The sequence below is a fragment of the Vibrio sp. 1CM8B genome (genome assembly GCF_023161685.1).
GTDB classification, from domain to species: Bacteria; Pseudomonadota; Gammaproteobacteria; order Enterobacterales; family Vibrionaceae; genus Vibrio; species Vibrio coralliirubri.
Window position 1 is genome coordinate 43,781 of record NZ_JALNTU010000020.1, and the last position, 24,778, is coordinate 68,558.

Genomic DNA, 24,778 nt, shown 5'->3' on the forward strand with positions numbered 1-24,778 from the left:
ATCGCTTAAACCAGCTTAAGTTAGCTCGTTTTCTTATTGATGAACATAGCATCGCCGTAGCTGAAGAAACGATATTCGCTCTTCACGGCGTGATCGTATGCGCCCATCACATTGTCGTAACCAGCAAATGCACTTACCAACATAATCAGCGTTGATTCTGGTAAGTGGAAATTGGTAATCAAGCAATCCACCAACTGGTATTCATAGCCAGGGAAGATGAATATTTCTGTATCACCAAAGAAAGGAACGAGTTCGGTGCCTTTCTTCAATGCATCTTGCGCTGCACTTTCTAGTGAACGTACTGATGTTGTACCAACAGCAATAACACGGCCGCCACGAGCTTTTGCTGCAGCTACGGCGTCAACCACTTCTTGCGGTACTTCAACGTACTCAGCATGCATGTGGTGATCGTTAATATTATCAACTTTTACTGGCTGGAACGTACCAGCACCAACGTGAAGCGTCACGTAAGCAAACTCAACACCTTTTTCTTTCATGTCAGCCATTAGCTTGTCATCAAAGTGAAGGCCTGCTGTTGGCGCTGCAACCGCACCCGGCTTTTCATTATAGACAGTCTGGTAGCGCTCTTTATCTGCATCTTCATCAGGACGATCGATGTAAGGAGGCAGTGGCATGTGACCCACACTGTTAAGAATCTCTAAAACGCTTTGATCGGATGTGAAATGGATTTCGAATAACGCATCATGACGCGCCACCATTTCAGCTTCATACTCATCGTTCTCACCAAGGAACAACTTGGTACCCGGCTTCGGTGATTTAGAACAACGAACATGCGCAAGAATGCTTTTCTCATCAAGCATACGTTCAACCAGCACTTCAAGCTTACCGCCTGATGCCTTGCGACCAAATACACGAGCTGGAATCACTCGAGTGTTATTGAAAACAACAAGATCGCCTGGCTCAACCAAGTCTAAAACGTCTTTAAACGAACCATCAGCTAGGTTACCGCTGTTGCCATCTAATTTAAGCAGGCGGCTTGCTGTGCGCTCCTCTTGAGGGTAGCGAGCAATGAGTTCATCTGGTAGGTCAAAGTGAAAATCTGAAACTTGCATTTGTCTAGTCTTGTCTTAGTTGATGAGATTTGTGCCGTTGACGAATCATAAATCGTAGTTGCTGGATAATCGTTACGGTAAGTCAATCGTTACCAGAAACACATCGCAAACACGACTAAAAATTTCGCAGTGGGCTAGTATAGGCACACGAGCCGCAATAGCAAGGTTTACAGCACTGGATTATTGTAAAGAGGCGTAAAATAATGCGACTGATTCACCTCCTCAAACTAAAGAATTAGTTGCATAAAACTCACCCAAGAATGCGTCAGATCTCAGTTATTTTTTGGATAAAAAACTATAGTAATAGCAACAAATAAAAAAGAAGGAGGTTCGTATGATCAAGGTTGAAGATATGATGACTCGCAACCCTCATACCCTATTGCGCTCACACTCACTGGCCGATGCTAAGCACATGATGGAAGCGCTTGATATCCGCCATATTCCAGTCGTTGATTCCGACAGGCAACTACTTGGTGTCGTCACCCAACGAGACATTCTCGCCGCTCAAGAATCCAGCCTACAAAACATCCCACAAGCTCAATCTTTTACTCTTGCTACTCCCCTCAACGACATCATGCACAAAAGTGTTATGTCGGTAGAGCCGCGTGCAGGATTAAAAGAATCGGCTATTTATATGCAAAAACATAAAGTGGGCTGTTTACCTGTCGTAGAAAACCACGAACTAGTAGGCATTATTACAGACAGCGATTTTGTCACGATAGCGATCAACTTGCTGGAACTGCAAGAAGAAGTCGAGCCAGAAGAAGCGGAAGTAGAGTAACGATCAGAAATGATATAAAGAGGAGCGGCCAATTTAGCCGCTCAGAGGGATTGTTGTCGCAACGGATTATTATAGAAGCTCAGATACCACATCAGCTAACTGATGGAATGTCTCACGACGTGATGAGCTAGGGCGCCACACAAGGCCGATGTCTCGATACGCTTGCTGGCCTGGAGGATCGATCACAACAAGATTCTGGTTTTCCAATAAACCATGGTCGATCGCCATCTGAGGAATAAAGGTGGTTCCTAAACCATTTGCTACCATTTGTACCAATGTGTGAAGACTTGTCGCTGTAAACGGGTTTATCTTCTCTTTATCCGTTAACTTACAAGCTGATACCGCGTGCTCGGTTAAGCAGTGTTCGTTCTCCAGCAAAAATACAGACTCGTCTGGCAGGTCATCGTATTTAATCGGAACACGAATACCATCAGCTTGATTACGACTGATCACCATCCGGAAAGGGTCTTGCCCAACAACTTGGCTTTCCATATTGTCTATATCGACAGGCAAAGCCAGAATCAGTACATCTAGGTCTCCATGACGCAGCGCAGCCAATAGGTTGGTCGTTGTATCTTCACGTAACAATAAATTAAGCTGAGGAAAGCGTTGGTTGGCCTCTTGTACCAAATCACATAAAAGGAATGGCGCTATGGTAGGGATACATCCTACTCGCAACTGCCCTTGCATCGCATCTCCATTACATAGATTTCCGAGCTCTACGAGATCTTGTCCTTTCGCTAGTAGCTCTCGTCCATGTTTCACCACCAGCTCACCCGCTTGCGTGAAAACCAATGGGCTCTTTTTATCTTTCTTCTCATAAAGAGGACAACCAATCAGCTCTTCGAGGTTTTGAATGCCTTTACTTAGCGTAGATTGACTCACAAAACAGCGATCGGCTGCATCACTAAAGTGACGAGTTTCGTGAAGGGTAACAAGATAGTGAAGCTGCTTAAGACTTGGCCATTTATTCATAAAATTACTTTGTAATATGAGTAGGATAAGTTATGTAAAGGTCAGTAGACCTAAGGACTGGACAAAGATTAGGCTCATCGCTTTTTTCGATTAACTTAATCTATTTAATTCGCTTTTTTCTATAGTACCGATTGTACTATAGTTTGTCCCGTAGAAACGGAGCCCAAACAAAGATGTGTTGGGCCAACTAATTTTTAGGAGATTCCAAATGGTACTAGTAGGTCGTCAAGCCCCTGACTTTACTGCAGCAGCTGTTCTAGGTAACGGTGAGATCGTTGATAACTTCAACTTCGCAGAATTCACTAAAGGTAAGAAAGCTGTAGTTTTCTTCTACCCACTAGACTTCACTTTCGTTTGTCCTTCAGAGCTAATTGCTTTCGACAACCGTCTAGAAGATTTCCAAGCTAAAGGCGTTGAAGTAATCGGTGTTTCAATCGATTCTCAATTCTCTCACAACGCATGGCGTAACACTGCTATCGCTGATGGCGGTATCGGTCAAGTTAAGTACCCTCTAATTGCTGACGTTAAGCACGAGATCTGCAAAGCATACGATGTTGAGCACCCAGAAGCAGGCGTTGCTTTCCGTGGTTCTTTCCTAATCGATGCTGACGGTCTTGTACGTCACCAAGTAGTTAACGATCTTCCACTAGGTCGTAACATCGACGAAATGCTACGCATGGTAGACGCACTAAACTTCCACGAGAAGAACGGTGAAGTTTGTCCTGCACAATGGGAAGAAGGTAAATCAGGTATGGACGCATCTCCAAAAGGTGTTGCAGCATTCCTATCTGAGCACGCTGACGACCTAAGCAAGTAATTACCTCTTAAGCCCGAACTCAACGCGGGTTAATGGTTGGAAGATTCTCTTTAAAGAGACATAAAGCATAAGCTAATAGCGCAAAGCGCACCGCCAATCAGTTAAGAAGTAAAGTCCTATTAAAAGCCCGAAGTTAACGCTTCGGGCTTTTTGTTTTCTCACTAACCTTCACCCTAGACTGTCTCTTGTGATAGATAATTGAGGTAGCTCTAAACCCAAACTTTACCCCTATTTTCCCTTATCCCCATCTATTCAGAATCACACCTAGATTGCTATGATTTCATCAGTATCTTTTTGAACGGATAAACACGATGAACACCGAAATTGAAGTCTGTATCGATAACTTAGAATCTCTTCATAACGCACTATCTGGTGGCGCGAATCGAATTGAGCTTTGCTCTTCATTAGCACTTGGCGGATTAACTCCAAGCTTCGGAATGATGAAGCAAGCGGCAAAAATTTCGTCGGTTCCGGTCTACGCTATGATTAGACCAAGACAAGGCGACTTCATTTTCGATAACGACGATATGCTCTGTATGCTTGAAGATATTGAAGCTTGTGCAAATGCAGGATTGGATGGGGTCGTACTTGGTGTGTTAGCGCCGAACGGAAGCATTGATATGCCAAAGATGCAGCAACTGGCTGACAAAGCGCACTCGTTAAAGCTTGGGATTACCTTCCACAGAGCCATCGATCAAAGCTCTGATTACCAAGCAGCATTAGAGCAGGTTATTACACTTGGATGCGAAAGAGTTCTGACATCAGGGCTTGCTGTTAATGCCGAGCAAGGCATCGATGTATTGGCAGCAATGGTTAAACAAGCCGATGGACGAATTGATATCATGGCGGGGGCTGGCGTTAACGCTGCGAATGCTAAAATGATTCAAAGCGCTACCCAAGCACCTGCTCTTCACCTTTCAGGTAAATCAACAAGACCGAGCCTAATGGAAAACAACTCAAGTGCTCAAATGGGCAATGATGATATTGATGATTATCAGATCCCCGTGACAAATGCGAGTAAGATATCCGATGTGAGAGCCGCCCTCACCGCCTAAGGGATAGCCGCTAACATAAATCCAGAGAACCTCGCTGACTAATCTAACTGACTGACGTATATTAGATTTAATAGCACAGAAAATTTTCATGGATAGATATGGCTAAAGACTTATTCAGCTCTCTTGATTTAAACCTGTTACGAACATTCCTGATTATTTATCAAGAAAAAAACACCAGAAAGGCTGCGGAGCGTTTATTCGTTTCTCAGCCGGCGGTTAGCCAAGCGCTACAAAAACTAAGACACCACTTCAACGACGACCTTTTCGTAAAGGTTCATGGAGGCTTACAACCTACGGCATTTTCAGAGCAGCTCACTAATCAAATCAAACCGTTCATGGACGGTCTATCTATCGCGATTAATACATCGAACGCTTTTGACCCGAAAGAGATTAATTACACGTTGAAAATCGCCCTATCTCCAGTGGTACTTTCTTGTCTGTCTGGTTCACTTTTTAAAGATATAAGAGCACAAGCACCAAACGCTAAACTAAAGCTTGTTCCATGGTCAAACTCGTCTGTCTCAGATATACAAAAAGATGAGGTTTTGATGGGAGTAAGCTACCTGGGAGAAAAGACAAGTAAAGAAGTCTATACAAGGCAGCTCATTGAACTAACCGGACGTATATTTGTTAGGAAAGATCACCCTTTAAAGCAAGACACCATAACTCCATATGACATGGCAGGGTACGAAATCGCATCTTTAGTAACACCAGGTTGGAATGACAATTTTAGCTTAGCGTCTCAGATTTTAACTGACCTCTCCATCGAGCATAGTATCGGCTTTCGCAGTGAGTTGGTCATGGCTCTGATCGACGTCATTCAACATACTGATATGTACATGCCCCATTCCAACCTTTTCCCAGTAGAAAACTATCCGACATTACGCGGGATAGATGTCTCAGTCGACGGAAAAACGCTGAAGACTCCGGTCTATAGTTATATACACATTAAAAATCGAAACTCACCTTTAACAAATTGGCTTTCAAAACTCATAGAGCAAGTTTTATCAGAACAAGTACAAAAGTAAGTTCGATTAAAAGTTATATATTGTACTTTACTCTTCCGGACGCCAACTCAGTGCGCTAGCAATAGTACCGATAACTAACGTATCTTTCTCATCATCATTAAGTTCAGGAATCATCTGTAAAGTTAGCATTCCATTCGTCTGAGCGGCTGCTACCTCTTGTGAAGCTTGTTTAAAGCTATACCCTAAAGGTTTTTTCAACTGACATCAAAAGATCTTTACTTGAGTGGACAGTTTCTACATCATATTTATTCAACCCAACTCGTATGTAGCCAGCTTCTTTCTCTCTAAACTAACTTTAATCATCCCAGATTGAGGCTCTAAGACGAACTCTCCTACTTTCTCATTCCTTTGGGTTACAGAACAGCGATAAGGCTTATTGCCACCGAAATCAACACCCATATAGTTAACTGAAGTCCCACCGCCAGAACAAATTAAGTTCCACACCTGACCATTGTCGTTTCTAGTAATCTCAGCAGCAAGCTCTCCGTCTTTAAAAGAGACAGTATCAAACCATGTTGAGCTTGATGAGTTTCGACTGTATTTGCCTTGATACATACCTGCAATATCAAACGTTCCTTCTTGTCCCAATCCCCAGAAGTCACCATCTGTTTTAATAATAAGTTGCGGTTGCTTACTAACCACTTCTGATTTGTCCATGATGGCAACGCTGCCGCACGCTGTTAACGTGAAAAGAGGGGTCAAAACTAAAAGAAACTTTTTCATACTGATATCTACCTGAAAAATAAATGTGGGGGATAAATTCAGCAAGAGAATAAATTAAAGATTAATCGGAATATAGTAAACACTAATGAGCCACATCGACATTATCGTCATTATCGTCATTATCGTCATTATCGTCATTATCGTCATTATCGTCATTATCGTCATTTTCATCATTACATCGGAACAAATACACTAAATAACATAAGGTTAAGTAGACGTTTATCTATCAAACTCATTTTGTAAGGCTACGTAAGACAAAGCACTCGCTAAGTAACGATAACAACCACTGATAAGTACACGTTATTACAGAGATAACCAATGCGAATTAGCCTGCTCTTTCAAAGTCCATATAATGATTACCGTTATCCAGTTTAATTCTCTGGGTTCATTCATGGATCGACCTAATGCTAAGGAGAGCAAAAATTACTTCGGTGGTACCATGAAACTAAAAACACTTCTTCTAACTTCGGCTTTATTCTCAACCTCTGCATTTTCAAGTGGTCTTCATTTATCCCCAGAACTAAAAATTGGCTCTTATCATGGCTTCGGAGTTCAAGCTGGCATTACTGATGTGGCAAATTTAGATGCCGTTTATCTTAGCTATTCTCACCTTTGGTATGACAGCGATCGATATGACGAAACAGTTGATGCGTATCGTGTTGGTATCCAAAACATGTTTGGAAGAAACCAAATCCACGGCTTTCAGGCTGAGATTGGTGTGGCAAGTTATGACGGTACAAAAACTCGCTCAGGCGAAGTAGAAGAGAAAACAACACATGGTATAAGCCTAGGCGGGGCCTACGTTTATCAAGCGACACCAATGCTTGGATTACGTGCTGGTGTTGATATGAATATTTTTGATCACAATAAAACCTTTGTGCCTTACGACACAACGGTCAATTTCAATCTTGGTGCAATAATTAGCTTCTAAAGATAAGCTCTATTTTAGTGCGTCATCAAGGCTTTGATCGCCTAAGTGACGTACATCTTTACCCTTCACAAAGTAAATAATGTATTCGCAGATATTTTGGCAGCGGTCTCCCACTCGCTCAATCGCACGCGCTGACCACATCACCTGCAAAATATTAGGAATGTTCTTAGGGTCTTCCATCATATAGGTCATTAACTGACGAATAACGGCCTCGTACTCCGCATCCAACTTATCATCAAGCTTGTGAACTTCAGCTGCCGCATCAACATCCATACGAGCAAAAGCATCTAATACTTGGTGAAGCATGGTGATAGCCTGACGGCAAAGAGGCTCTAAAGATACGTGGAATTTCTGCTCTTTGGTTGAAGGGATCTCTATCGCACCTTGAGCAATTTTAGAGGCAACATCACCAATACGTTCCAGATCGGTAATCGTTTTGATGATCGCCATAATCAAACGCAGATCCTTCGCTGTCGGTTGACGCTTTGCAATGATTCGAGTACACGCCTCATCAATCGACACTTCCATCGCATTCACTTTGTGGTCATCACGAATCACTTTTTTAGCCAATTCAACATCGTCTTTATGAAGCGCCTGCATTGCAAACGAGAGTTGCTGCTCCACTAACCCGCCCATGGTCAATACATGAGTACGGATCGATTCTAACTCGACATTGAATTGCCCTGAAATGTGGCGACCGAAATGCATACTTGCTCCTTGAAAGAAATGAAGAAAGCCATTTTTGTAGAGTGACTTAGCTCTAGATGACACCTTTGTAGAGGTTAGCCATATCTACCAGTAATGTAGTCTTCCGTCTGGTTTTTCAATGGAGACGTAAAAATTGAGTCCGTATCTGAGTACTCGATCAATTTTCCCATATGAATAAAGGCAGTATGGTCACTTACGCGCGCGGCTTGTTGCATGTTGTGGGTAACAATCACCACTGTGTATTGGGTTTTGAGATCGTTGATCAGCTCTTCAATCGTCAAAGTAGAAATAGGGTCCAGTGCCGATGTCGGCTCATCTAACAACAGCACTTCAGGCTCAATCGCAACCGCACGAGCGATAACCAAACGCTGCTGTTGGCCGCCAGATAAACCAAAAGCATTCTCATGCAATCGGTCTTTCACTTCATCCCATAATGCAGCAGCGCGCAGAGAGCGCTCAACCGCATCATCAAGGTCTCGGCTGTTGCTAACACCTTGTAGCCTCAAGCCATAAACCACATTCTCATAGATAGATTTTGGAAAAGGGTTTGGACGCTGGAATACCATACCAACACGACGTCGTAAGGTCGCGACATCAACCTTAGGGTGATACACGTTCTTACCATGAAGCTTCACTTTGCCGGAAACCTTACAGCCTTCAACAAGATCGTTCATACGATTAATGCAGCGTAGCAGAGTCGACTTACCACAGCCAGAAGGGCCGATAAACGCCGTCACCTGCCCCTTCGGGATCTGCATCGAGATATCATCAAGTGCTTGGCTCTCTTTATAGTAAAGATTTAGCCCTTCAATCGAGATAGCAATTTGCTCATCCTTCAGGTTGTGAACATCAAGTGGTGCTTGGTAACCCAAGGTTTCATTAATCGAGAACATCTAATCTTGTCCTAAGGTTCGGTATTTTTCACGCAAGTTATTACGGATATTGATGGCTGTTAAATTCAACCCAACAATCACCGTAACCAATAAAAATGAAGTCGCATACACTAAAGGTCGTGCCGCTTCGATATTAGAGGTTTGAAAACCAACATCATAGATATGAAAGCCTAAATGCATGAACTTTCTGTCTAAGTGTAGATACGGGAACTGACCATCGACTGGCAAGCTGGATGCTAATTTCACAACGCCCACCAGCATGAGTGGAGCAACTTCCCCCGCGGCTCTCGCGATTGCCAAAATCAAACCAGTGATAATCGCTGGGCTTGCCATCGGTAAAACAATGCGCCAAAGCGTCTCAAATTGAGTCGCACCAAGCGCTAATGAACCGTGCCTCACTGCACTAGGAATGCGCGTTAAGCCCTCTTCAGTGGTTACGATAACGACTGGAAGCGTCAATACCGCTAAGGTTAGTGCTGACCAAAGTAGACCTGGTGTACCAAATGTCGGAGCGGGTAATCGCTCTGCATAAAACAACGTATCAATCGAGCCACCAATGGTATAGACGAAGAAGCCTAAGCCAAAAACGCCATACACAATCGACGGTACACCCGCTAAGTTAATCACGGCAATCCGAATCAAACGTGTTAGTGCGTTGTTTTTTGCATATTCATGAAGATATATCGCAGCAACTACACCAAGAGGCATCACTACGATCGACATGAGAATAACCAACAACACTGTACCGAAAATGGCTGGGAATACGCCACCTTCAGAGTTTGAGTCTCGTGGGTTCTCTGACAAGAACTTCCAAACTTGTTTGCCCCAATGCCCAACCTTTTCAAGGTAGGACATATTATTCGGGTACCAATAATCCAGAATATGGCTGAGCGAAATTTCGACCTGTTCTCCTGTCATATCCTCAACGAGCAAGCTTTCTACATTAAGCTGCGTTCTCAAGTGCTCAAGCTTTACTTCAGCCTCACCTAATTGGCGGTTTAATTCCAGTTTAGTTTGAGTATAGGTTTTAAGATATTCATCGCTCACTGATTCATTGAGTTCAAGCTTACGCTTTTCTAAACGCAAGTTTTCCAATTGCCAGCTTATATTGCGAATTTCTTGGTTCACAACACGCGACGTTTCTTTACGTAACGTATCAGCAAACGCTAAACCTTGTTCGAGCTTTTGGTCTATGTTCGAATCAAATGTGCCAGAAGCGGTTTTAAAACCCACTGGCTTACCAAAGAAATAGCCACCTCGACTTCGTTCAATCACAATCCAATCAAGTGGAGTGGTTGGTTCACGTAAGTTAACATCCAGAATGGAAACAAAGTCCGCAGGGTACAGTTCTCTATTGGCGACTTTGATGCTTAAGCGCTGTATTAGCCCTGTCGACAAATTTTGAGGTGACAAAAGGTCATGGACTTGTGGAACTTGCTCTATCGGGATGTACTTGCGTTCATATAACTGACCAATCAATAGATCTTGTTTTGATACGGTTTCGTCAAGGTCGACCACTAACGATAAGTCTTTGGAATCAACTTGCCATTGGTACAAAGGTGCTGGCCAAAAATAGGTCAAGCCCTTCCAACCAATCAGCAGCATCAGGCCAAGAACAGAAAGCATGCTGATGCTCACCGCCCCACCCGTTAGCCATATCCAAGGAGAGCCCGATTTAACCCAAGATAATAACGACTTCAGTTTATTGATCATAATCGACCTTGCTCTTGACGTGCAGAACTCAAGAGGCTGCTAATAGCACGGGATACGCTAGCAAAGCCACTAAAAGCCATTGATACACATTGAGACAAACCTTGAAAACTACAACGCACGATATTTATCTCTCAGTCTTTGTCTAACCCACTCAGCAACTGAGTTAACCGCGAATGTGAAGATAAACAGCAAGAGTGCAGCCAAGAACAGCAAGCGGAAATGAGAACCGCCTACTTCTGATTCAGGCAGCTCTACAGCAATCGTTGCCGATAACGTCCTCATCCCTTCCAAAATATTCCAATCAAGAATTGGTGTGTTACCTGTCGCCATCAAAACGATCATAGTTTCGCCAACCGCTCGCCCTAATCCCATCATGACCGCAGAGAAAATACCTGGGCTAGCCGTCAGTAATACCACATAAATAAGGGTCTGCCACGCTGTTGCCCCCAACGCTAATGAGCCATCAGATAAGTGTTTAGGTACAGAGAAAATAGCATCTTCGGCGATCGTAAAAATTGTTGGGATGACCGCAAAGCCCATAGCAAAACCAACCACCAGCGCATTGCGTTGGTCAAAGTCGATACCATAGCTGGCCAAGAAGGTACGAATATCACCACCAAATAACAATGCTTCAATGTTGTTTCCACCAGCAAACACCGCAACCACTGTAATCACCAATACCGGAATCAATATCAGTGCGTGCCAACCATTCGAGAAGCGGCCTGTTACCATCTTCGGTAAACAGAACCAAACAAGTCCAGTCAGCAGTGTGCTCAGAGGTAACAACACCATTAATGAGAAGACTGCTGTTAAATGCGTCTCAACGATTGGAGCAAACCACAGCCCGGCCAAAAATCCGATGATCACGGTCGGAAGTGCTTCCATTAGCTCTATCGAAGGCTTCACCACTCTTCGCATGCGTGGCGACATGAAGTATGCGGTGTAAATCGCTCCAAGCACAGCAACCGGTACGGCAAACATCATCGCAAACAGTGCAGCTTTGATGGTACCAAACGTGATAGGTACTAAACTGAATTTCTCTTCAAAGTCATCATTCGCCGAGGTCGATTGCCAAACGTATTGCGGCTCAGGGTAGCTTTCATACCAGACTTTTTGCCACAGTGATGAGAATGAGATTTGTGGGTATTCATTGTCGACTTTAGCCACACTGATTGTGCCATCAATCAAGGTAGCCAGATGCAGTTCATTAGCAGACATAGCGGCTAATTGTGGTGACTTATCAAATGCGCGCTCGAATAGCGACAGCTTTTCACTGGTCGTATAGTGGCTTTGTAATGTGCCGTTCTTATAGAAGCTGTAAAAACCCTTCCTATAAGTATCGGGCAAAATAAATTGCACTTGTTCAGCCAGCTGGAAATCTCGAATATGGGTCAGACTACGCTTTTCATCTTTAAGTACATCGAACCACTGAGAAACCTGTCCGTCCTCATGCGTGACCAACAACGAGTATGCCCCAGACAGTAAATCGATGCTTTTTACGGAATGCTTCGCATCATTTAAGCTAAGGTCAATCACTTCACGAACATCAAAGCCGTTATCTGATAGTTTCAAAACAACCAAATCCGATTGTGCTCGGAGATATAAAGTTTGCCCATCAGGAGTAACGAGCAGTTGCTGCTGTAATCCCAATTTATCCGATAGCCATTGGCTCTTCTGAAAAACATACTGACCAGCAAGGTCACTCTGATACCACTTAACCAAGACTCGCTGGTCACTCAACTGAGCTGCCACCGTAATACCACGCCCATTTTTAGAGAACGCGAATTTGTCGATCGTCGCCCCATTAGAGGATTCATCATTTAAAAATGGCTCAGGGAGAGTGATTTGCTCGATTTTAGGTTCGGCTTCGCTGCCCTTTTTCAGTACAGGCGCACTATACTCAGGATAGAAAAAAGTAAGATTGCTTGCGCTGTCGGCAAAGGCAAACCAGCTTTCAGATGGGGTATTTCGAGAAAAGGCGATCGGGTTAGCTAAAACATTACGCTCAAAGTAAGAATGTGTCTTTTGAGACTCTAAATCCCAAAACTGAACCAAACCGGATTTTTCGATAGTAAACGCATGCTGACCGTATTCATCTACGGATAAGGCGATAGGCTTTTCTACGGCAACGGTCTTCACGGCTTGGTTAGTCTCTAAACCAGTATCAGAAAATACCGGTAAAATGACCATCGCCAAGTAAACAAAGATCAGCACCAGAGCAGCTAGAACACTGACTGCACCACATGTCACCGAAAAACGGACGAGACGATCTTTCAACCATCTTTTTTTGTCGCGCTCTTTCAATGAAAATTGGGCTGAAGCCATCTGTTTATCTACCTTTTTTTAGCTACTGACATAATATGTACGTTAGATGACAATTATATTACAAGTTACGTTAAACAACTGAAACTAATAACAAGTTTGTTGACCATATTTCTTAAAGTAAGATCATAGATTTTGTGAATTTTGCCATTCTAATTTAAAGTAATCAGCTCTATAGCCAGTACTCAAGGATTCTCATCTCGATGGAAAAAGACTATGTCACAAAAGAACTTAGCTGGTTATCCTTCAACGAAAGAGTGCTCCAAGAAGCGGCAGATAAGTCAGTCCCCTTAATCGAAAGAGTTCGTTTTTTAGGTATTTACTCGAAAAACCTCGATGAGTTTTACAAAGTTCGATTTTCTGATGTGAAACGAAAGATCTTACTTCAAGATCCACAGATACTCTCCAACTCGCCGAAAACCTTACTGACTCAAATGCAGAGTAAAGCGAGCACGCTCGATGCTCAATTCCATGAACTTTATAACGACTTACTATTAGAACTGGCGCGCAGTCGTATTTTTCTGGTCAACGAGCAACAAATCAGCGAAGAACAAAGTGAGTGGATCAAAAAGTACTTTAAGAAAAAAGTGCTGCCACATTTAACTCCGTTTCTCTTGAACGAAGATAGCCAGTTACTCAATATTATGAAAGACGAGCAAAGTTACTTAGCCATCGACATCGGGCATGAGGCATCTTCTCAATACGTCTTACTCGAAATCCCATCAGAAGCGCTCCCTCGATTTGTTAAGCTACCGGAAGCTTCGGGTTCTCAGCGTACGACTTTAATCTTGTTAGATAATATAGTTCGACTTTGTTTAGATGACTTGCTTAAAGGATTCTTTGAGTATGACTCATTGCGTTGTTTTGCGATAAAAATGACGCGTGATGCCGATTATGATCTGCAAGAGGACAATAAAAATAACCTATTAGAATCGATGTCTTTAGGTTTAGAACAGCGCTTAACGGCACTGCCGATACGTCTGATCTATGAATCAGAAATGCCAGCTGAAATGCTCAACTTCTTACAAGTCAGACTTAAATTGTCTGACTATGATAGTGTCATTGCAGGTGGTCGTTATCATAATTTCAAACATTTCTCTGAGTTCCCAAGCCTTAACCGACGTGATTTAGTTAATCGCCCACTACCCGCGATTAAGTGCGCAAACTTCAACCACTACCCAAACTATTTCGAAGCAATCAAAGCGCGTGACATCTTACTCCATTACCCTTATCACACCTTTAATCACATCACTGAACTTGTTAGGCAGGCTTCCTTTGATCCCAAGGTTACTTCCATCAAAATAAATGTTTACCGTGTTGCGGAAGGCTCAAAACTCCTCAGCTCGATCATCGACGCTGCGCACAATGGTAAAAAGGTCACCGTGGTTGTCGAGCTGCAAGCCCGCTTTGACGAGCAAGCCAATATTCAATGGACCAAGAAACTTCAAGAAGCGGGTGTAAAAGTCATCCATGGCATCCCTAGTTTGAAGATCCATTCCAAGCTGCTGCTCATCAAACGAAAAGAAGACAAGCATACAGAGCATTATGCCCATATTGGCACCGGTAACTTTCATGAAGTTACAGCGCGCGTGTATACCGATTTTTCTCTGCTCACTGCGAATGAAGATTTGACTCAAGAGGTGAGACAAGTCTTTAAGTATATTGAAAATCCTTATCAAAAGTCACAGTTCAAACAACTGATTGTGTCACCAAAGAATACAAGAAAACGCCTCTACCAGTTGATAGATAATGAAATACAAAATTCGATAGAAGGTAAGCCCGCAAGCATCACTCTAAAACTCAACAACTTGGTTGATCGAGAGATCATTGAAAAACTCTATCAGGCCAGCCAAGCCAATGTAAAAGTGAGAATGGTCATTCGCGGCATGTGCTCTCTTGTCCCTAGCATACCCAACATCAGTGACAATATTGAGATTGTCAGTGTGGTCGATCGTTTTCTCGAACACCCGAGAGTGATGATATTTAGTAACGCTGGAAAGCCGAAAGTCTATATCTCCTCTGCTGACTGGATGACACGAAATTTTGATCACCGCATCGAGGTTGCAGCCCCAATTTTAGATCCAAAGATAAAGCAAACCATTATCGATATCACCGAGTTTCATTTCGATGACAGTAACAAAGCTCGAGTGTTAGACCAATCGATGAGCAACCCTTACATACAACCACCAGCTAACCCACTTGATTACCCGACGTCACAACTCTCCACTTACCACTATATTAAACGTATGGAGAAACTTGCTCGCAAGAAGTACAAACAAGAGAAGAAATCATGCCGCTAATTGATAACAAACATTCTCGATGTATTGCCGCTATCGACTTGGGTTCGAACAGCTTCCACATGGTGGTTGCCCGGGTATTCGATCAACACCTGCAATTAGTCAGCAGACACAAACAGAAAGTCAGGTTAGGTGATGGATTGGATGAACGTAACTTTCTATCCGAAAGCGCTATCGATCGGGGCCTAGAATGTCTCAAGGTGTTCGCAGAACGACTGGCGGATTTTGAACTTGATGATGTCAGAGTTGTTGCGACTCATACCCTAAGAAAAGCCAAAAACGCTAAAGATTTCTTAGAGCAAGCCAAGCCACTGTTCCCTTTTCCAATAGAGATCATCTCAGGTCAAGAAGAAGCTCGAATAATCTATAACGGTGTAGAGCACACTCAAACCGCTTCTGAATCTAAGTTGGTTATTGATATCGGTGGTGGCAGTACCGAACTCGTCGCCGGACAAGGCTTTACTCCTCTAATTATGCGCAGTTTACCTATGGGATGCGTCAACTTCACTCAACGTTTCTTTGCTGACGAAGGGCTAACTTCACGAGACTTCTCAGATGCTTATACTGCAGCTACTCGTCTATTGATGCCATTGATTGAAGAATACACAAAAGCCCCTTGGCAAATCGCTTTTGGCTCATCTGGTACCGCGAAATCAATAAAAGAGGTACTCATTGGCTTAGGGTTCACCGACGGTCTCATTACGCCCCAACGCCTGTCTTATTTGAAGAATCACTTATGTGAGTTTTCATCATCCAACACCTTAAACCTTTCAGGCTTAAGTGATGAGAGAAAGCCTGTGTTTGCTGCTGGCGTCACCATTCTTTCAGCAACCATGGATACGCTAGACATCAAGGAGTTACATTTTTCTGATGGAGCCCTGAGAGAAGGCGTTCTTTATGACATGGAGGATCGATTTAAAGATATTGATGTTCGAACAAGAACTGCCGAAACGCTCGTCTCTCGATACCATGTAGACGTAATTCATGGCGAGAAAGTCAAAGTACTCGCCCTTGCATTGCTGAAACAAGTGCAGCCTCAAGTGACAACTGCGGTCACTAATGAGCTGTATGATCTGCTTGGTTGGGCTGCATTACTTCATGAGGTAGGACAAAGCATTGCATTCCAAGGCTATCACCGCCATTCGGCTTATCTACTGAAGCACACGACAATGCCAGGATTTAATACTGAGCAACAACGTCTTATATCAACATTGGTTCGCTATCAAAGAAAAGCGCTCAAGCTACAAGATTTGCCGGAACTTTCTCTGTTTACTCAGCAACAAGTCACCCTGCTGGTTCGTATATTGAGACTCGCTATCTTACTCAACCGTCAGCGAAATCAAGCACTGGCCCCAGACGTAACTCTAACGATTGAACAACAGGATAACTGGGAATTGAAAGGATCTAACAGCGATTGGTTGGCCCAAAACCAACTGCTTGATTGTGAACTTAAAGAAGAGCAACAACGTTGGCAAAATGCTGGATGGTCGTTAAAGCTAAAATAACGAACAGTCAAAATTAAAACAGCCTGCGACATCGCAAGCTGTTCATACGTTTCTTATCTAAGTTTATCGTAGCCTCAATCAGAGCCCGACTTTGGCCAACTCTTGCTCTGCGAACTCAGACGGTATTGCTAAATAGCCATCTTTCTCTACAAGTTCTTGTCCTTGCTTTGAGAACACAAAAGTGAGGAACTCTCTTTCAACGGGAGAAAGCGGTTTATCTGGGTGTTTATTCACGTAAACATAAAGAAAGCGCGATAGAGGGTAATCACCACTCAAGATGTTCGCTCGAGTCGGCTCTACAAAATCAGAACCATACTCAGCAATAGGAATTAGCTTAACGCCAGCGACACGATAGCCAATACCTGAGTAACCTATGCCGCTGATTGATGATGCGACCGACTGTACAACCGATGCAGAACCTGGCTGCTCATTGACTCGGTTCTTAAAGTCACCACCACATAATGCGTTTTGTTTGAAATAGCCATAGGTTCCCGAAACGGAATTGCGCCCAAACAGCTGGAATCGATGTTTCGCCCAAGGTTGGTCGACGCCTAGATCTTGCCAATCATTGAGCGGTTTCGTCGCACCACAGCGTAATGTCTCTGAAAAGATGCCATCAATCTGACGAAAGTTGAGCCCCTCAATAGGGTTATCGCGGTGCACAAAAAGTCCAATCGCATCGATCGCGACTCGCAGTGCAGTCGGCTTATAACCATGCTCTCTTTCAAACGCTTCGATTTCTCGCAAGCGCATCGGGCGACTCATTGGTCCTAGATGAGCTGTACCTTCGGTTAAGGCTGGAGGAGCCGTAGAAGAACCGGATGCTTGGACTTGAGCGTTAACGTTCGGGTAGTAAGATTTAAATTCCTCTACCCATAACGTCGTCATACCCGCTAAGGTATCCGAACCTACCGATAATAAGCTCCCAGAAATGCCCGGAACCTTAGAATAATCAGGCAGTGAGTCGACACTCTGTTCGGCATGAACAGGGTTAACCAAAGCAAACGCTAATAATGAGCTGACTGGCAAACGCATCCTGCGTGTCAAACAACTCATGACACTGTCAGTCGATTTGGCAATGTAAAATGGAATCGACTACCGACACCTACTTCACTTTGAATTTCTAAATGTGAGTCATGATGACTAAGCGCATGTTTCACAATCGCCAATCCCAGACCACTACCACCTGTATCACGTGAGCGTGCTTTATCTACACGATAGAAACGCTCTGTGAGTCGATGTAAGTGTTGTGGTTCGATACCGTCTCCGGTGTCTGACACATCCAAACAGGCACCTTGACTGGTTTGGTACCAACGCACTTTCACCGTCGCGCCTGGTGGTGTGTATTTCACTGCGTTGTAAACCAGATTCGATATCGCACTTCTCAGCTGATCTTCATCAGCGAGAACGCGTAGGCTCTTATCGATATCAAACTCAAGCTTATGCTCTCTATCACCACTTAGGCTTGCCGCTTCTTTCCCAAGAACCTCAAGCATCGCCGGAACGTTCACCACTTCATCGAGCTCATGCATCGGCGCCGCTTCGATTTTTGAAAGTGTTAGTAGCTGATTGACCAGACTGTTCATGCGATTCAATTGCTCGGTCATCACACCATGAGCCTTAGGCCACATAGGGCCAACGACCATGTCTGGATCTTCCGTCATTTCAAGGTAACCCTGAAGTACGGTCATTGGAGTACGTAGCTCGTGAGAAACGTTAGCAAAGAAGTTACGACGCATGCCTTCTAGCTGCTTTAGCTGAGTAACATCACGTACAACCATTAGGTGTTCACCTTCGGTATACGGCACGATACGAAGCTCAAGCATGCGCTCCACGTTAAGTGGCGAAGGCATTTCTAACGGTTCTGAAAAGTCTTGTTTATTAAGATACTTGATGAAGTCCGGCGTGCGGATCAAGTTAGAAATCGGTTGCCCTGAATCGTCTGGCCAGCGAAACCCAAGTAAATACTGAGCAAGCTTGTTACACCAAACGATATTCCCTTCTCCACGAAATACCACAACGGCATCGGGAAGGGATTCTGCACCGTTTCTGAAACGGCGGATTAGGTTGGTCAGCTCTTTACGTTTGCGACGCTGTCTCTGCTGCATACGATAAATACCGTTGAACAGAGATTCCCAGTTCCCAGAACCTGATGGTGGCGTTAGACGCTTCTCATCCCACAACCATGCGGACAAGCGCATTTGATTGTGTAGATGCCAGCCGAGCTGCAATACCGTAGCAGCCAGCAGTAACCAAGGTAGGTAGCCGAATATCCATCCAACTAAAACCCAAGGTGCGTAAAAAAAAGCCAGCTCCCAAGCCAGCTTTTTCCAGGTTAACTTTTCAACCATTCAGGACTCCGTAAACTGGGTAGCGAAGCCACACTAAGCCTTTGTAGAAAAACGGTAGCCCGCGCCGCGAACCGTTTGGATTAGCTTGTCGTGACCTGCAGATTCAAGTGCTTTACGCAGGCGTCGAATATGTACATCAACAGTACGATCTTCAACGTAAACGTTGGTGCCCCAAACGTTATTCAGCAGTTGCTCTCGGCTGTACACACGCTCTTGGTGCGTCATAAAGAAGTGCAACATTTTGAACTCTGTTGGTCCCATATCAACTGGACCTTCGCTTGCGGTAACGCGGTGAGATACAGGGTCTAACTTAAGACCTTGCACATCAATCACGTCTTCCAGTGCGGTAGGCGTTACACGGCGAATAACCGCTTTCAGGCGAGCGACAAGCTCTTTTGGTGAAAATGGCTTGGTGATGTAGTCATCAGCGCCTACTTCTAAACCACGAACCTTATCTTCTTCTTCGCCACGAGCCGTTAGCATCACCACTGGGATGTTGCGAGTTAACTCTTCACGCTTCATGTGCTTGATAAAGTTTATCCCGCTACCACCAGGTAGCATCCAATCTAGTAATACTAGATCTGGGAAAGGTTCACATAGCTTGTTTACCGCTGTATCGTAATCTTCAGCCTCTACTGCTTGGTAGCCTTTTTGTTCAAGCACGAAACACAGCATCTCACGAATAGGTGCTTCATCTTCAACGACCAGAATCCTTCTCGACATAATTGAATAGCCTTTGTATTTAATCAACGCATTGCATTATCTGAGTTAATTATGACACTTTTGTGACCTTTGAAAACAAATTTTCATATAACTGTCTCAAACATTTCACTTTATAACTTTTGATACAGAGCTAGGGACAAATCGAATTAGATCTCATATCATGAAGCACTTCTAAAAAGGTATGAGAAAAATTTATGTGGTTTAAAAATTGCCTAGTCTATCGCTTCAACCGTGATATTGATTTCAACGCAGATCAGCTAGAGAAACAACTTGAAGAATTCCGCTTTACTCCTTGTGGTAGCCAAGACAAACAAAAGTTTGGTTGGGTACACGCAATGGGTAGACATGGCGATATGATGACGCACGTATCAGAAAACCGCATTCTTATCTGTGCAAAGAAAGAAGAGAAAATGCTACCCGCTTCTGTGATCAAAGAATCACTGAACGCAAAAGTAGAAACGCTTGAGGCAGAGTCTGGCACACCTCTGAAAAAGAAAGAGAAAGACAGCCTAAAAGAAGACATCATCATTGATCTACTTCCTCGCGCATTCAGCCGCAGCAACTTCACTTACGCGCTGATCATGCCAAAAGAAGGTTTCATTGTGGTTGATGCGAGCAGCTACAAAAAAGCAGAAGATGTATTAGCATTGCTACGTAAGACAATGGGTAGCCTTCCAGTAGTGCCAGCTATTCCAGAGCAAGCGATTGAAACGACACTGACGGAGTGGGTGAAATCAGGTGATACGCCACAAGGCATCACTATGCTTGATGAAGCAGAACTAAAATCTATTCAAGAAGACGGCGGTATTGTTCGAGTTAAGAAACAAGAACTAGAAGCTGATGAGGTTAAAAACCACATTGAAGCCAATAAGATGGTGACGAAACTTCTTATCAACTGGCAAGACCGTATTGAGTTCATTCTTGCAGAAGATGGCAGCATCAAACGCCTAAAATTCAGTGATGAGCTCAAAGACGAAAACGACGATATTCCTCGTGAAGATCAAGCAGCGCGTTTTGATGCAGACTTCTCTCTACTTTGTGGTGAGTTCAGTGTTTTCCTTCCAAACCTATTTGAATCATTAGGCGGGTTAACTCAACCTAACGCTTAATCAGTCAAACTATAAGCTCAGGTACTAACGGTATCTGAGCTTATTTCTCACTAAGTTCTCGCTTATATCTGCCTCTCTGCCCTCTTGTTAATGTCATTGCTATCTTTAGGGCTATCAACCAAACTCATTTTAGCGTAAAATTTGCGCCCCTTTGATATCACTTGGTGGTATCAACCTGACTTGAGATCAGATTAGAGAACGAAGCAATGACTACACAAAAACCATTTGTACCTGAACTATTATCACCGGCAGGAAGCCTTAAGAACATGCGTTACGCATTCGCCTACGGCGCAGATGCAGTTTACGCAGGCCAGCCACGTTACAGCCTTCGTGTTCGTAACAACGAGTTCAATCACGAAAACCTACAAATTGGTATCGATGAAGCTCATGCTCAAGGCAAAAAGTTATATGTTGTATGTAACATTCAGCCGCACAACTCTAAATTAAAAACATTCATTCGCGACCTTAAACCAGTTGTTGAGATGGGCCCTGACGCGCTTATCATGTCAGATCCTGGTCTTATCATGATGGTTCGTGAAGCATTCCCTGAAATGCCAATCCACCTTTCGGTTCAAGCAAACGCAGTAAACTGGGCGACCGTTAAGTTCTGGTCAACCCAAGGCGTTGAGCGTGTAATCCTATCTCGTGAGCTATCGCTTGAAGAGATCGAAGAGATTCGCGAACACTGCCCAGAAACAGAGCTAGAGATCTTTGTTCACGGTGCACTTTGCATGGCTTACTCAGGCCGTTGTTTGCTTTCTGGTTACATGAACAAACGCGATCCAAACCAAGGTACTTGCACTAACGCTTGTCGTTGGGAATACAAAACAGAAGCAGCGAAAGAAGACGAAAACGGTCAGATCGTTGAAGCTAATCCAACTGGTGTCGCAATTCAAGAAGTTGAAGTTCAAGATGAACGTCCAGACAACACACTAGGTCTTGGTAAACCAACAGACGAAGTGGTTCTGCTTTCTGAATCACACAAGCCAGAAGAGAAAATGGCAGCGTTTGAAGATGAGCATGGTACTTACATCATGAACTCAAAAGACCTTCGTGCAATCCAACACGTTGAGCGCCTAACTAAGATGGGTGTTCACTCTCTGAAGATTGAAGGTCGTACTAAGTCTTTCTACTACTGTGCACGTACAGCTCAGGTTTACCGTAAAGCTATCGACGATGCTGTGGCAGGCAAACCATTCGATGAAAGCCTAATGGGTACACTAGAGAGCCTAGCTCACCGTGGTTACACTGAAGGCTTCTTACGCCGTCATACACACGATACATACCAAAACTACGAGTACGGTTACTCTATCTCTGACACTCAACAATTTGTTGGTGAATTCACAGGTAAGCGCCGTGGCGACCTAGCGGAAGTAGAAGTGAAGAACAAGTTCCTAGTTGGCGATAGCTTAGAAATGATGACACCAAAAGGTAACGTTGTTTTCAAACTGGAAGTTATGGAAAATCGTAAATCTGAAGCAGTAGACGATGCGAAAGGTAACGGTCACTTTGTATTTATTCCTGTACCAGCAGATCTAGATCTAGAGTACGGCTTGCTGATGCGTAACTTGAGCGAAGGCCAAGATACACGTAACGCATCAGGCAAATAATTTTCACTTAAGCGACTTACTTGAGAAGAAAACAATGGCTCTGTTAATTACTGACAAGTGCATAAACTGCGATATGTGTGATCCTGAATGCCCAAATGGTGCAATCACGATGGGTGACAGCATCTTCGAGATCGATCCTGATTTATGTACAGAGTGTAAAGGTCACTATGAAAAGCCAACATGTCAGTCAGTGTGCCCGATTACAAAATGCATAATCACTGACCCAAACCATATTGAAACTGATGACGAGCTACTTGAGAAGTTTGTAATCATTCAAGGCTTGACCTAAAAGAAGAAAGGTTCAACTTAACCATAAGTTGAACCTTTTTTTTATCCTGATTTCTCGATTGGATAAATATTGCAGAAGAGCTCTTTTTCAAATTGATATTCGAGTCGTTCTCGCCAGTTTATTGATTGAGCTATCGGAACAAGATAAAAGTTTTCCCTACTGGTATCGGTCACAAATGCCATTCCATACTGCATCAATTCATAATGAACATCATTTACGAAGCTAGGATCTAAACGCTGTCTGCCTGTCAGTTGGGTAATGTCATCTCTCGAAATAGAAATACCCGAGCTTTCAGCGTTGAACCTATGTCTTAACCATTCTGAAAATTCCTTTGCACAAATCATAGTCATAGTCTTATCCTTGAATTATCTATCGACGGGTATCAGACTCTGATTTCGTATACTGCATATAAGCCGCATCTTTCACCCCAAAAACACTCTATCCCTGACCAAACCTTGTCAAATTCGTCATCGCCTTTGCTGATATCGTTATTGGTTTTATCAATATCAAACGATGTTCTTAATCTAGTGTTTATCAACTCTAGACAAAAGTGTGATGTTTCTCCAGTTTTAGAGTCGAGAAAACCAGTGGCAGTACCACAGTAAAAAGCCTCGATGAACAGGATTACTTATTCGATATCAAGGCCAAACACTGACTTGGCATCACTTTAACTTTTTTCTTTTTCTTAGTTTTCGCTACTTTTTTAGGAGGGGGAACTGGAACAGTCTTTGGAGCCCAACTTGCAAGCTCATCTCCACAACCGTCACCTTTAGGAGGGCTCGCTTGAGCTATGCAGTTTGAACTGCCTTCAGGACACTTTAAACGAACGTGGAAGTGGGAATGATGTCCCCACCAAGGTCTTATTTTTCCCAACCAAGCTCTATCATTAGCTTCAGAGTCTTCTTGTTCACAAAGGGTTTGCTTGATCACTGGATGAACAAAAATACGCACCACTTTTTCATCTTTCGCCGCATAACGAATAACTTGAAAGTGATCATCGGTCCAATTCGATTGACGCAATTTGTAGTTGGTAAGATCCACAACGCTCACAGGTTTAGGCACAGCTAACTCGTTCTCTGACAACCTCTTACTGGTTAACCTTAGCCATATATCAATATCTAACCCTGTTTGATGACTTGAATGACCTGAAGAAAAGCGCCCTCCTCTGGGAAGAGAAATATCACCGACCAATAAATTAGTATTGAGTTTCTCGCTGGTCGTGACTCCTAACCTCTCAATAAACTTTATAGCTTCTGTATGGCCATAGTAGCGCTCTCTTTGAGGACGAATGATCTGATACCCCAAACCATTAATAGGCAAAGCCTGCGCGCCGTCTAGACAGCCATTGGCATAGCTTCCAATTGATGAGGGTGAATTTTTAGTAGGGTGACTCTCTTTTTCCCACGAAGTTGCTGATAGAGAAAATGAACAAAAGAATACTACCAGTGCAAAAAAGAACCTCATAATAATCCCGAATTACTGACGCTTACTCATTATATTAGTCGCCATTTAGGATTAGGTGCATATCGTATTTAAGTTTTGGTGGTAGCTAGTGAATTAGACGGATTAAAGCAATAAAACAGAAAATGTCGCTAATGATGAATGATGGCTGTTTATGCCAAGCTACCTTCTGTAACTTATCAAAATCCAGAAAGCAAAAAGGCTCTAGTCTTTCGACTAGAGCCTTAAATATGGCAGGGGTGGAGAGATTCGAACTCCCAACACGCGGATTTGGAATCCGCTGCTCTGCCAATTGGAGCTACACCCCTATTTTCAGTTTTAAAGAGCTGAAACTCTGAATAAGTGGCGGAGTGGACGGGACTCGAACCCGCGACCCCCGGCGTGACAGGCCGGTATTCTAACCAACTGAACTAC

At 43.6% G+C, this 24,778-nt stretch carries 21 protein-coding genes, 1 tRNA gene and 1 pseudogene; 10 read left to right on the plus strand and 13 right to left on the minus strand.

Going from position 1 to position 24,778, the window contains the following annotated elements:
• Positions 1-20: 20 nt before the first annotated feature.
• The gene (gene queA / locus MSG36_RS22775) at positions 21-1,073 is read right to left on the minus strand and encodes a tRNA preQ1(34) S-adenosylmethionine ribosyltransferase-isomerase QueA (protein ID WP_248369798.1); all 1,053 of its coding nucleotides are present in this window, start codon (positions 1,071-1,073) and stop codon (positions 21-23) included.
• A gap of 334 nt (positions 1,074-1,407) precedes the next feature.
• Between queA and MSG36_RS22780 the strand changes: the two genes are divergently transcribed.
• The gene (locus tag MSG36_RS22780; protein ID WP_248369800.1) at positions 1,408-1,854 is read left to right on the plus strand and encodes a CBS domain-containing protein; all 447 of its coding nucleotides are present in this window, start codon (positions 1,408-1,410) and stop codon (positions 1,852-1,854) included.
• A 69-nt stretch (positions 1,855-1,923) separates the two neighbouring features.
• Here the strand turns inward: MSG36_RS22780 and MSG36_RS22785 are convergent, their stop codons facing one another.
• The gene (locus MSG36_RS22785; protein ID WP_017062525.1) at positions 1,924-2,829 is read right to left on the minus strand and encodes a hydrogen peroxide-inducible genes activator; all 906 of its coding nucleotides are present in this window, start codon (positions 2,827-2,829) and stop codon (positions 1,924-1,926) included.
• Between the two features lie 208 nt (positions 2,830-3,037).
• Here MSG36_RS22785 and MSG36_RS22790 point away from each other — a divergent pair, with 208 nt between their 5' ends.
• The 3 genes from MSG36_RS22790 to MSG36_RS22800 all read left to right on the plus strand — a co-directional run bounded on the left by MSG36_RS22790 (position 3,038) and on the right by MSG36_RS22800 (position 5,729).
• Positions 3,038-3,646 (plus strand): peroxiredoxin C, encoded by a 609-nt coding sequence (locus MSG36_RS22790; RefSeq protein ID WP_017062526.1) that lies wholly within the window; start codon positions 3,038-3,040, stop codon positions 3,644-3,646.
• A gap of 311 nt (positions 3,647-3,957) precedes the next feature.
• Positions 3,958-4,701: a copper homeostasis protein CutC gene (locus MSG36_RS22795; protein ID WP_248369802.1), complete on the plus strand. Its 744-nt coding sequence runs from the start codon at positions 3,958-3,960 to the stop codon at positions 4,699-4,701.
• Between the two features lie 98 nt (positions 4,702-4,799).
• Positions 4,800-5,729, plus strand: a complete 930-nt coding sequence (locus tag MSG36_RS22800) for a LysR family transcriptional regulator (RefSeq protein ID WP_248369804.1) — start codon at positions 4,800-4,802, stop codon at positions 5,727-5,729.
• A 27-nt stretch (positions 5,730-5,756) separates the two neighbouring features.
• On the opposite strand, the pseudogene MSG36_RS22805 reads toward MSG36_RS22800, so the two are convergent.
• A pseudogene (locus MSG36_RS22805) lies at positions 5,757-6,452 on the minus strand (hypothetical protein).
• Between the two features lie 439 nt (positions 6,453-6,891).
• Here MSG36_RS22805 and MSG36_RS22810 point away from each other — a divergent pair.
• Positions 6,892-7,383: a hypothetical protein gene (locus tag MSG36_RS22810; RefSeq protein WP_248369820.1), complete on the plus strand. Its 492-nt coding sequence runs from the start codon at positions 6,892-6,894 to the stop codon at positions 7,381-7,383.
• Between the two features lie 9 nt (positions 7,384-7,392).
• On the opposite strand, the gene phoU is transcribed toward MSG36_RS22810, so the two are convergent.
• The 4 genes from phoU to MSG36_RS22830 form a co-directional block, all read right to left on the minus strand.
• Positions 7,393-8,091, minus strand: a complete 699-nt coding sequence (gene phoU, locus MSG36_RS22815; RefSeq protein WP_009848270.1) for a phosphate signaling complex protein PhoU — start codon at positions 8,089-8,091, stop codon at positions 7,393-7,395.
• Positions 8,092-8,165: 74 nt separating this feature from the next.
• On the minus strand, positions 8,166-8,984 hold the full coding sequence (gene pstB, locus MSG36_RS22820) for a phosphate ABC transporter ATP-binding protein PstB (protein WP_009848269.1): 819 nt from the start codon (positions 8,982-8,984) through the stop codon (positions 8,166-8,168).
• Entirely contained in the window at positions 8,985-10,694 is a 1,710-nt protein-coding gene (gene pstA, locus MSG36_RS22825) for a phosphate ABC transporter permease PstA (RefSeq protein ID WP_248369821.1), read from the minus strand.
• A gap of 111 nt (positions 10,695-10,805) precedes the next feature.
• Complete coding sequence (locus MSG36_RS22830) at positions 10,806-13,022, minus strand: ABC transporter permease subunit (RefSeq protein WP_248369806.1); 2,217 nt, start codon at positions 13,020-13,022, stop codon at positions 10,806-10,808.
• 200 nt (positions 13,023-13,222) lie between these two features.
• Between MSG36_RS22830 and ppk1 the strand changes: the two genes are divergently transcribed.
• Positions 13,223-15,319, plus strand: coding sequence for a polyphosphate kinase 1 (gene ppk1, locus MSG36_RS22835; RefSeq protein ID WP_248369808.1), 2,097 nt, complete (start codon positions 13,223-13,225; stop codon positions 15,317-15,319).
• Positions 15,310-16,821 (plus strand): exopolyphosphatase, encoded by a 1,512-nt coding sequence (ppx, locus tag MSG36_RS22840; RefSeq protein ID WP_248369810.1) that lies wholly within the window; start codon positions 15,310-15,312, stop codon positions 16,819-16,821. The genes ppk1 and ppx overlap by 10 nt, the downstream gene beginning before the upstream one ends.
• A gap of 78 nt (positions 16,822-16,899) precedes the next feature.
• On the opposite strand, the gene MSG36_RS22845 is transcribed toward ppx, so the two are convergent.
• The 3 genes from MSG36_RS22845 to phoB are packed head-to-tail and all read right to left on the minus strand — an operon-like array spanning position 16,900 to position 19,895.
• Entirely contained in the window at positions 16,900-17,877 is a 978-nt protein-coding gene (locus MSG36_RS22845) for a phosphate ABC transporter substrate-binding protein PstS family protein (protein WP_193841223.1), read from the minus strand.
• On the minus strand, positions 17,874-19,172 hold the full coding sequence (gene phoR, locus MSG36_RS22850) for a phosphate regulon sensor histidine kinase PhoR (protein ID WP_248369812.1): 1,299 nt from the start codon (positions 19,170-19,172) through the stop codon (positions 17,874-17,876). Before phoR ends, MSG36_RS22845 begins: the two co-directional genes overlap by 4 nt.
• 33 nt (positions 19,173-19,205) lie before the next feature.
• Positions 19,206-19,895: a phosphate regulon transcriptional regulator PhoB gene (phoB, locus tag MSG36_RS22855; RefSeq protein ID WP_004735064.1), complete on the minus strand. Its 690-nt coding sequence runs from the start codon at positions 19,893-19,895 to the stop codon at positions 19,206-19,208.
• 194 nt (positions 19,896-20,089) lie between these two features.
• Between phoB and rdgC the strand changes: the two genes are divergently transcribed.
• The 3 genes from rdgC (at position 20,090) to MSG36_RS22870 (ending at position 22,903) form a co-directional block, all read left to right on the plus strand.
• Positions 20,090-21,004 (plus strand): recombination-associated protein RdgC, encoded by a 915-nt coding sequence (gene rdgC, locus MSG36_RS22860; protein WP_248369814.1) that lies wholly within the window; start codon positions 20,090-20,092, stop codon positions 21,002-21,004.
• Positions 21,005-21,210: 206 nt separating this feature from the next.
• Entirely contained in the window at positions 21,211-22,614 is a 1,404-nt protein-coding gene (gene yegQ, locus MSG36_RS22865; protein WP_122081863.1) for a tRNA 5-hydroxyuridine modification protein YegQ, read from the plus strand.
• Positions 22,615-22,648: 34 nt separating this feature from the next.
• A complete protein-coding gene (locus MSG36_RS22870; RefSeq protein ID WP_004735061.1) occupies positions 22,649-22,903 on the plus strand; it encodes a YfhL family 4Fe-4S dicluster ferredoxin in 255 nt (84 codons plus the stop codon).
• Positions 22,904-22,944: 41 nt separating this feature from the next.
• On the opposite strand, the gene MSG36_RS22875 is transcribed toward MSG36_RS22870, so the two are convergent.
• The 3 genes from MSG36_RS22875 to MSG36_RS22885 all read right to left on the minus strand — a co-directional run bounded on the left by MSG36_RS22875 (position 22,945) and on the right by MSG36_RS22885 (position 24,672).
• On the minus strand, positions 22,945-23,253 hold the full coding sequence (locus MSG36_RS22875) for a hypothetical protein (RefSeq protein WP_048613433.1): 309 nt from the start codon (positions 23,251-23,253) through the stop codon (positions 22,945-22,947).
• A 274-nt stretch (positions 23,254-23,527) separates the two neighbouring features.
• The gene (gene mepA, locus MSG36_RS22880; RefSeq protein ID WP_248369816.1) at positions 23,528-24,367 is read right to left on the minus strand and encodes a penicillin-insensitive murein endopeptidase; all 840 of its coding nucleotides are present in this window, start codon (positions 24,365-24,367) and stop codon (positions 23,528-23,530) included.
• A 228-nt stretch (positions 24,368-24,595) separates the two neighbouring features.
• A tRNA-Trp gene (locus MSG36_RS22885) sits at positions 24,596-24,672 on the minus strand.
• Positions 24,673-24,778: the final 106 nt, after the last annotated feature.

Bases quoted from the DNA above. Each gene is read 5' to 3' on its own strand.
- MSG36_RS22800 (WP_248369804.1), top strand. From the start codon at position 4,800: ATGGCTAAAGACTTATTCAGCTCTCTTGATTTAAACCTGTTACGAACA.
- MSG36_RS22780 (WP_248369800.1), top strand. From the start codon at position 1,408: ATGATCAAGGTTGAAGATATGATGACTCGCAACCCTCATACCCTATTG.
- phoB (WP_004735064.1), bottom strand. From the start codon at position 19,895: ATGTCGAGAAGGATTCTGGTCGTTGAAGATGAAGCACCTATTCGTGAG.
- pstB (WP_009848269.1), bottom strand. From the start codon at position 8,984: ATGTTCTCGATTAATGAAACCTTGGGTTACCAAGCACCACTTGATGTT.
- ppk1 (WP_248369808.1), top strand. From the start codon at position 13,223: ATGGAAAAAGACTATGTCACAAAAGAACTTAGCTGGTTATCCTTCAAC.
- MSG36_RS22790 (WP_017062526.1), top strand. From the start codon at position 3,038: ATGGTACTAGTAGGTCGTCAAGCCCCTGACTTTACTGCAGCAGCTGTT.
- MSG36_RS22785 (WP_017062525.1), bottom strand. From the start codon at position 2,829: ATGAATAAATGGCCAAGTCTTAAGCAGCTTCACTATCTTGTTACCCTT.
- mepA (WP_248369816.1), bottom strand. From the start codon at position 24,367: ATGAGGTTCTTTTTTGCACTGGTAGTATTCTTTTGTTCATTTTCTCTA.
- MSG36_RS22875 (WP_048613433.1), bottom strand. From the start codon at position 23,253: ATGACTATGATTTGTGCAAAGGAATTTTCAGAATGGTTAAGACATAGG.
- MSG36_RS22845 (WP_193841223.1), bottom strand. From the start codon at position 17,877: ATGAGTTGTTTGACACGCAGGATGCGTTTGCCAGTCAGCTCATTATTA.
- MSG36_RS22830 (WP_248369806.1), bottom strand. From the start codon at position 13,022: ATGGCTTCAGCCCAATTTTCATTGAAAGAGCGCGACAAAAAAAGATGG.
- rdgC (WP_248369814.1), top strand. From the start codon at position 20,090: ATGTGGTTTAAAAATTGCCTAGTCTATCGCTTCAACCGTGATATTGAT.
- queA (WP_248369798.1), bottom strand. From the start codon at position 1,073: ATGCAAGTTTCAGATTTTCACTTTGACCTACCAGATGAACTCATTGCT.
- phoR (WP_248369812.1), bottom strand. From the start codon at position 19,172: ATGGTTGAAAAGTTAACCTGGAAAAAGCTGGCTTGGGAGCTGGCTTTT.
- yegQ (WP_122081863.1), top strand. From the start codon at position 21,211: ATGACTACACAAAAACCATTTGTACCTGAACTATTATCACCGGCAGGA.
- MSG36_RS22870 (WP_004735061.1), top strand. From the start codon at position 22,649: ATGGCTCTGTTAATTACTGACAAGTGCATAAACTGCGATATGTGTGAT.
- phoU (WP_009848270.1), bottom strand. From the start codon at position 8,091: ATGCATTTCGGTCGCCACATTTCAGGGCAATTCAATGTCGAGTTAGAA.
- ppx (WP_248369810.1), top strand. From the start codon at position 15,310: ATGCCGCTAATTGATAACAAACATTCTCGATGTATTGCCGCTATCGAC.
- MSG36_RS22795 (WP_248369802.1), top strand. From the start codon at position 3,958: ATGAACACCGAAATTGAAGTCTGTATCGATAACTTAGAATCTCTTCAT.
- MSG36_RS22810 (WP_248369820.1), top strand. From the start codon at position 6,892: ATGAAACTAAAAACACTTCTTCTAACTTCGGCTTTATTCTCAACCTCT.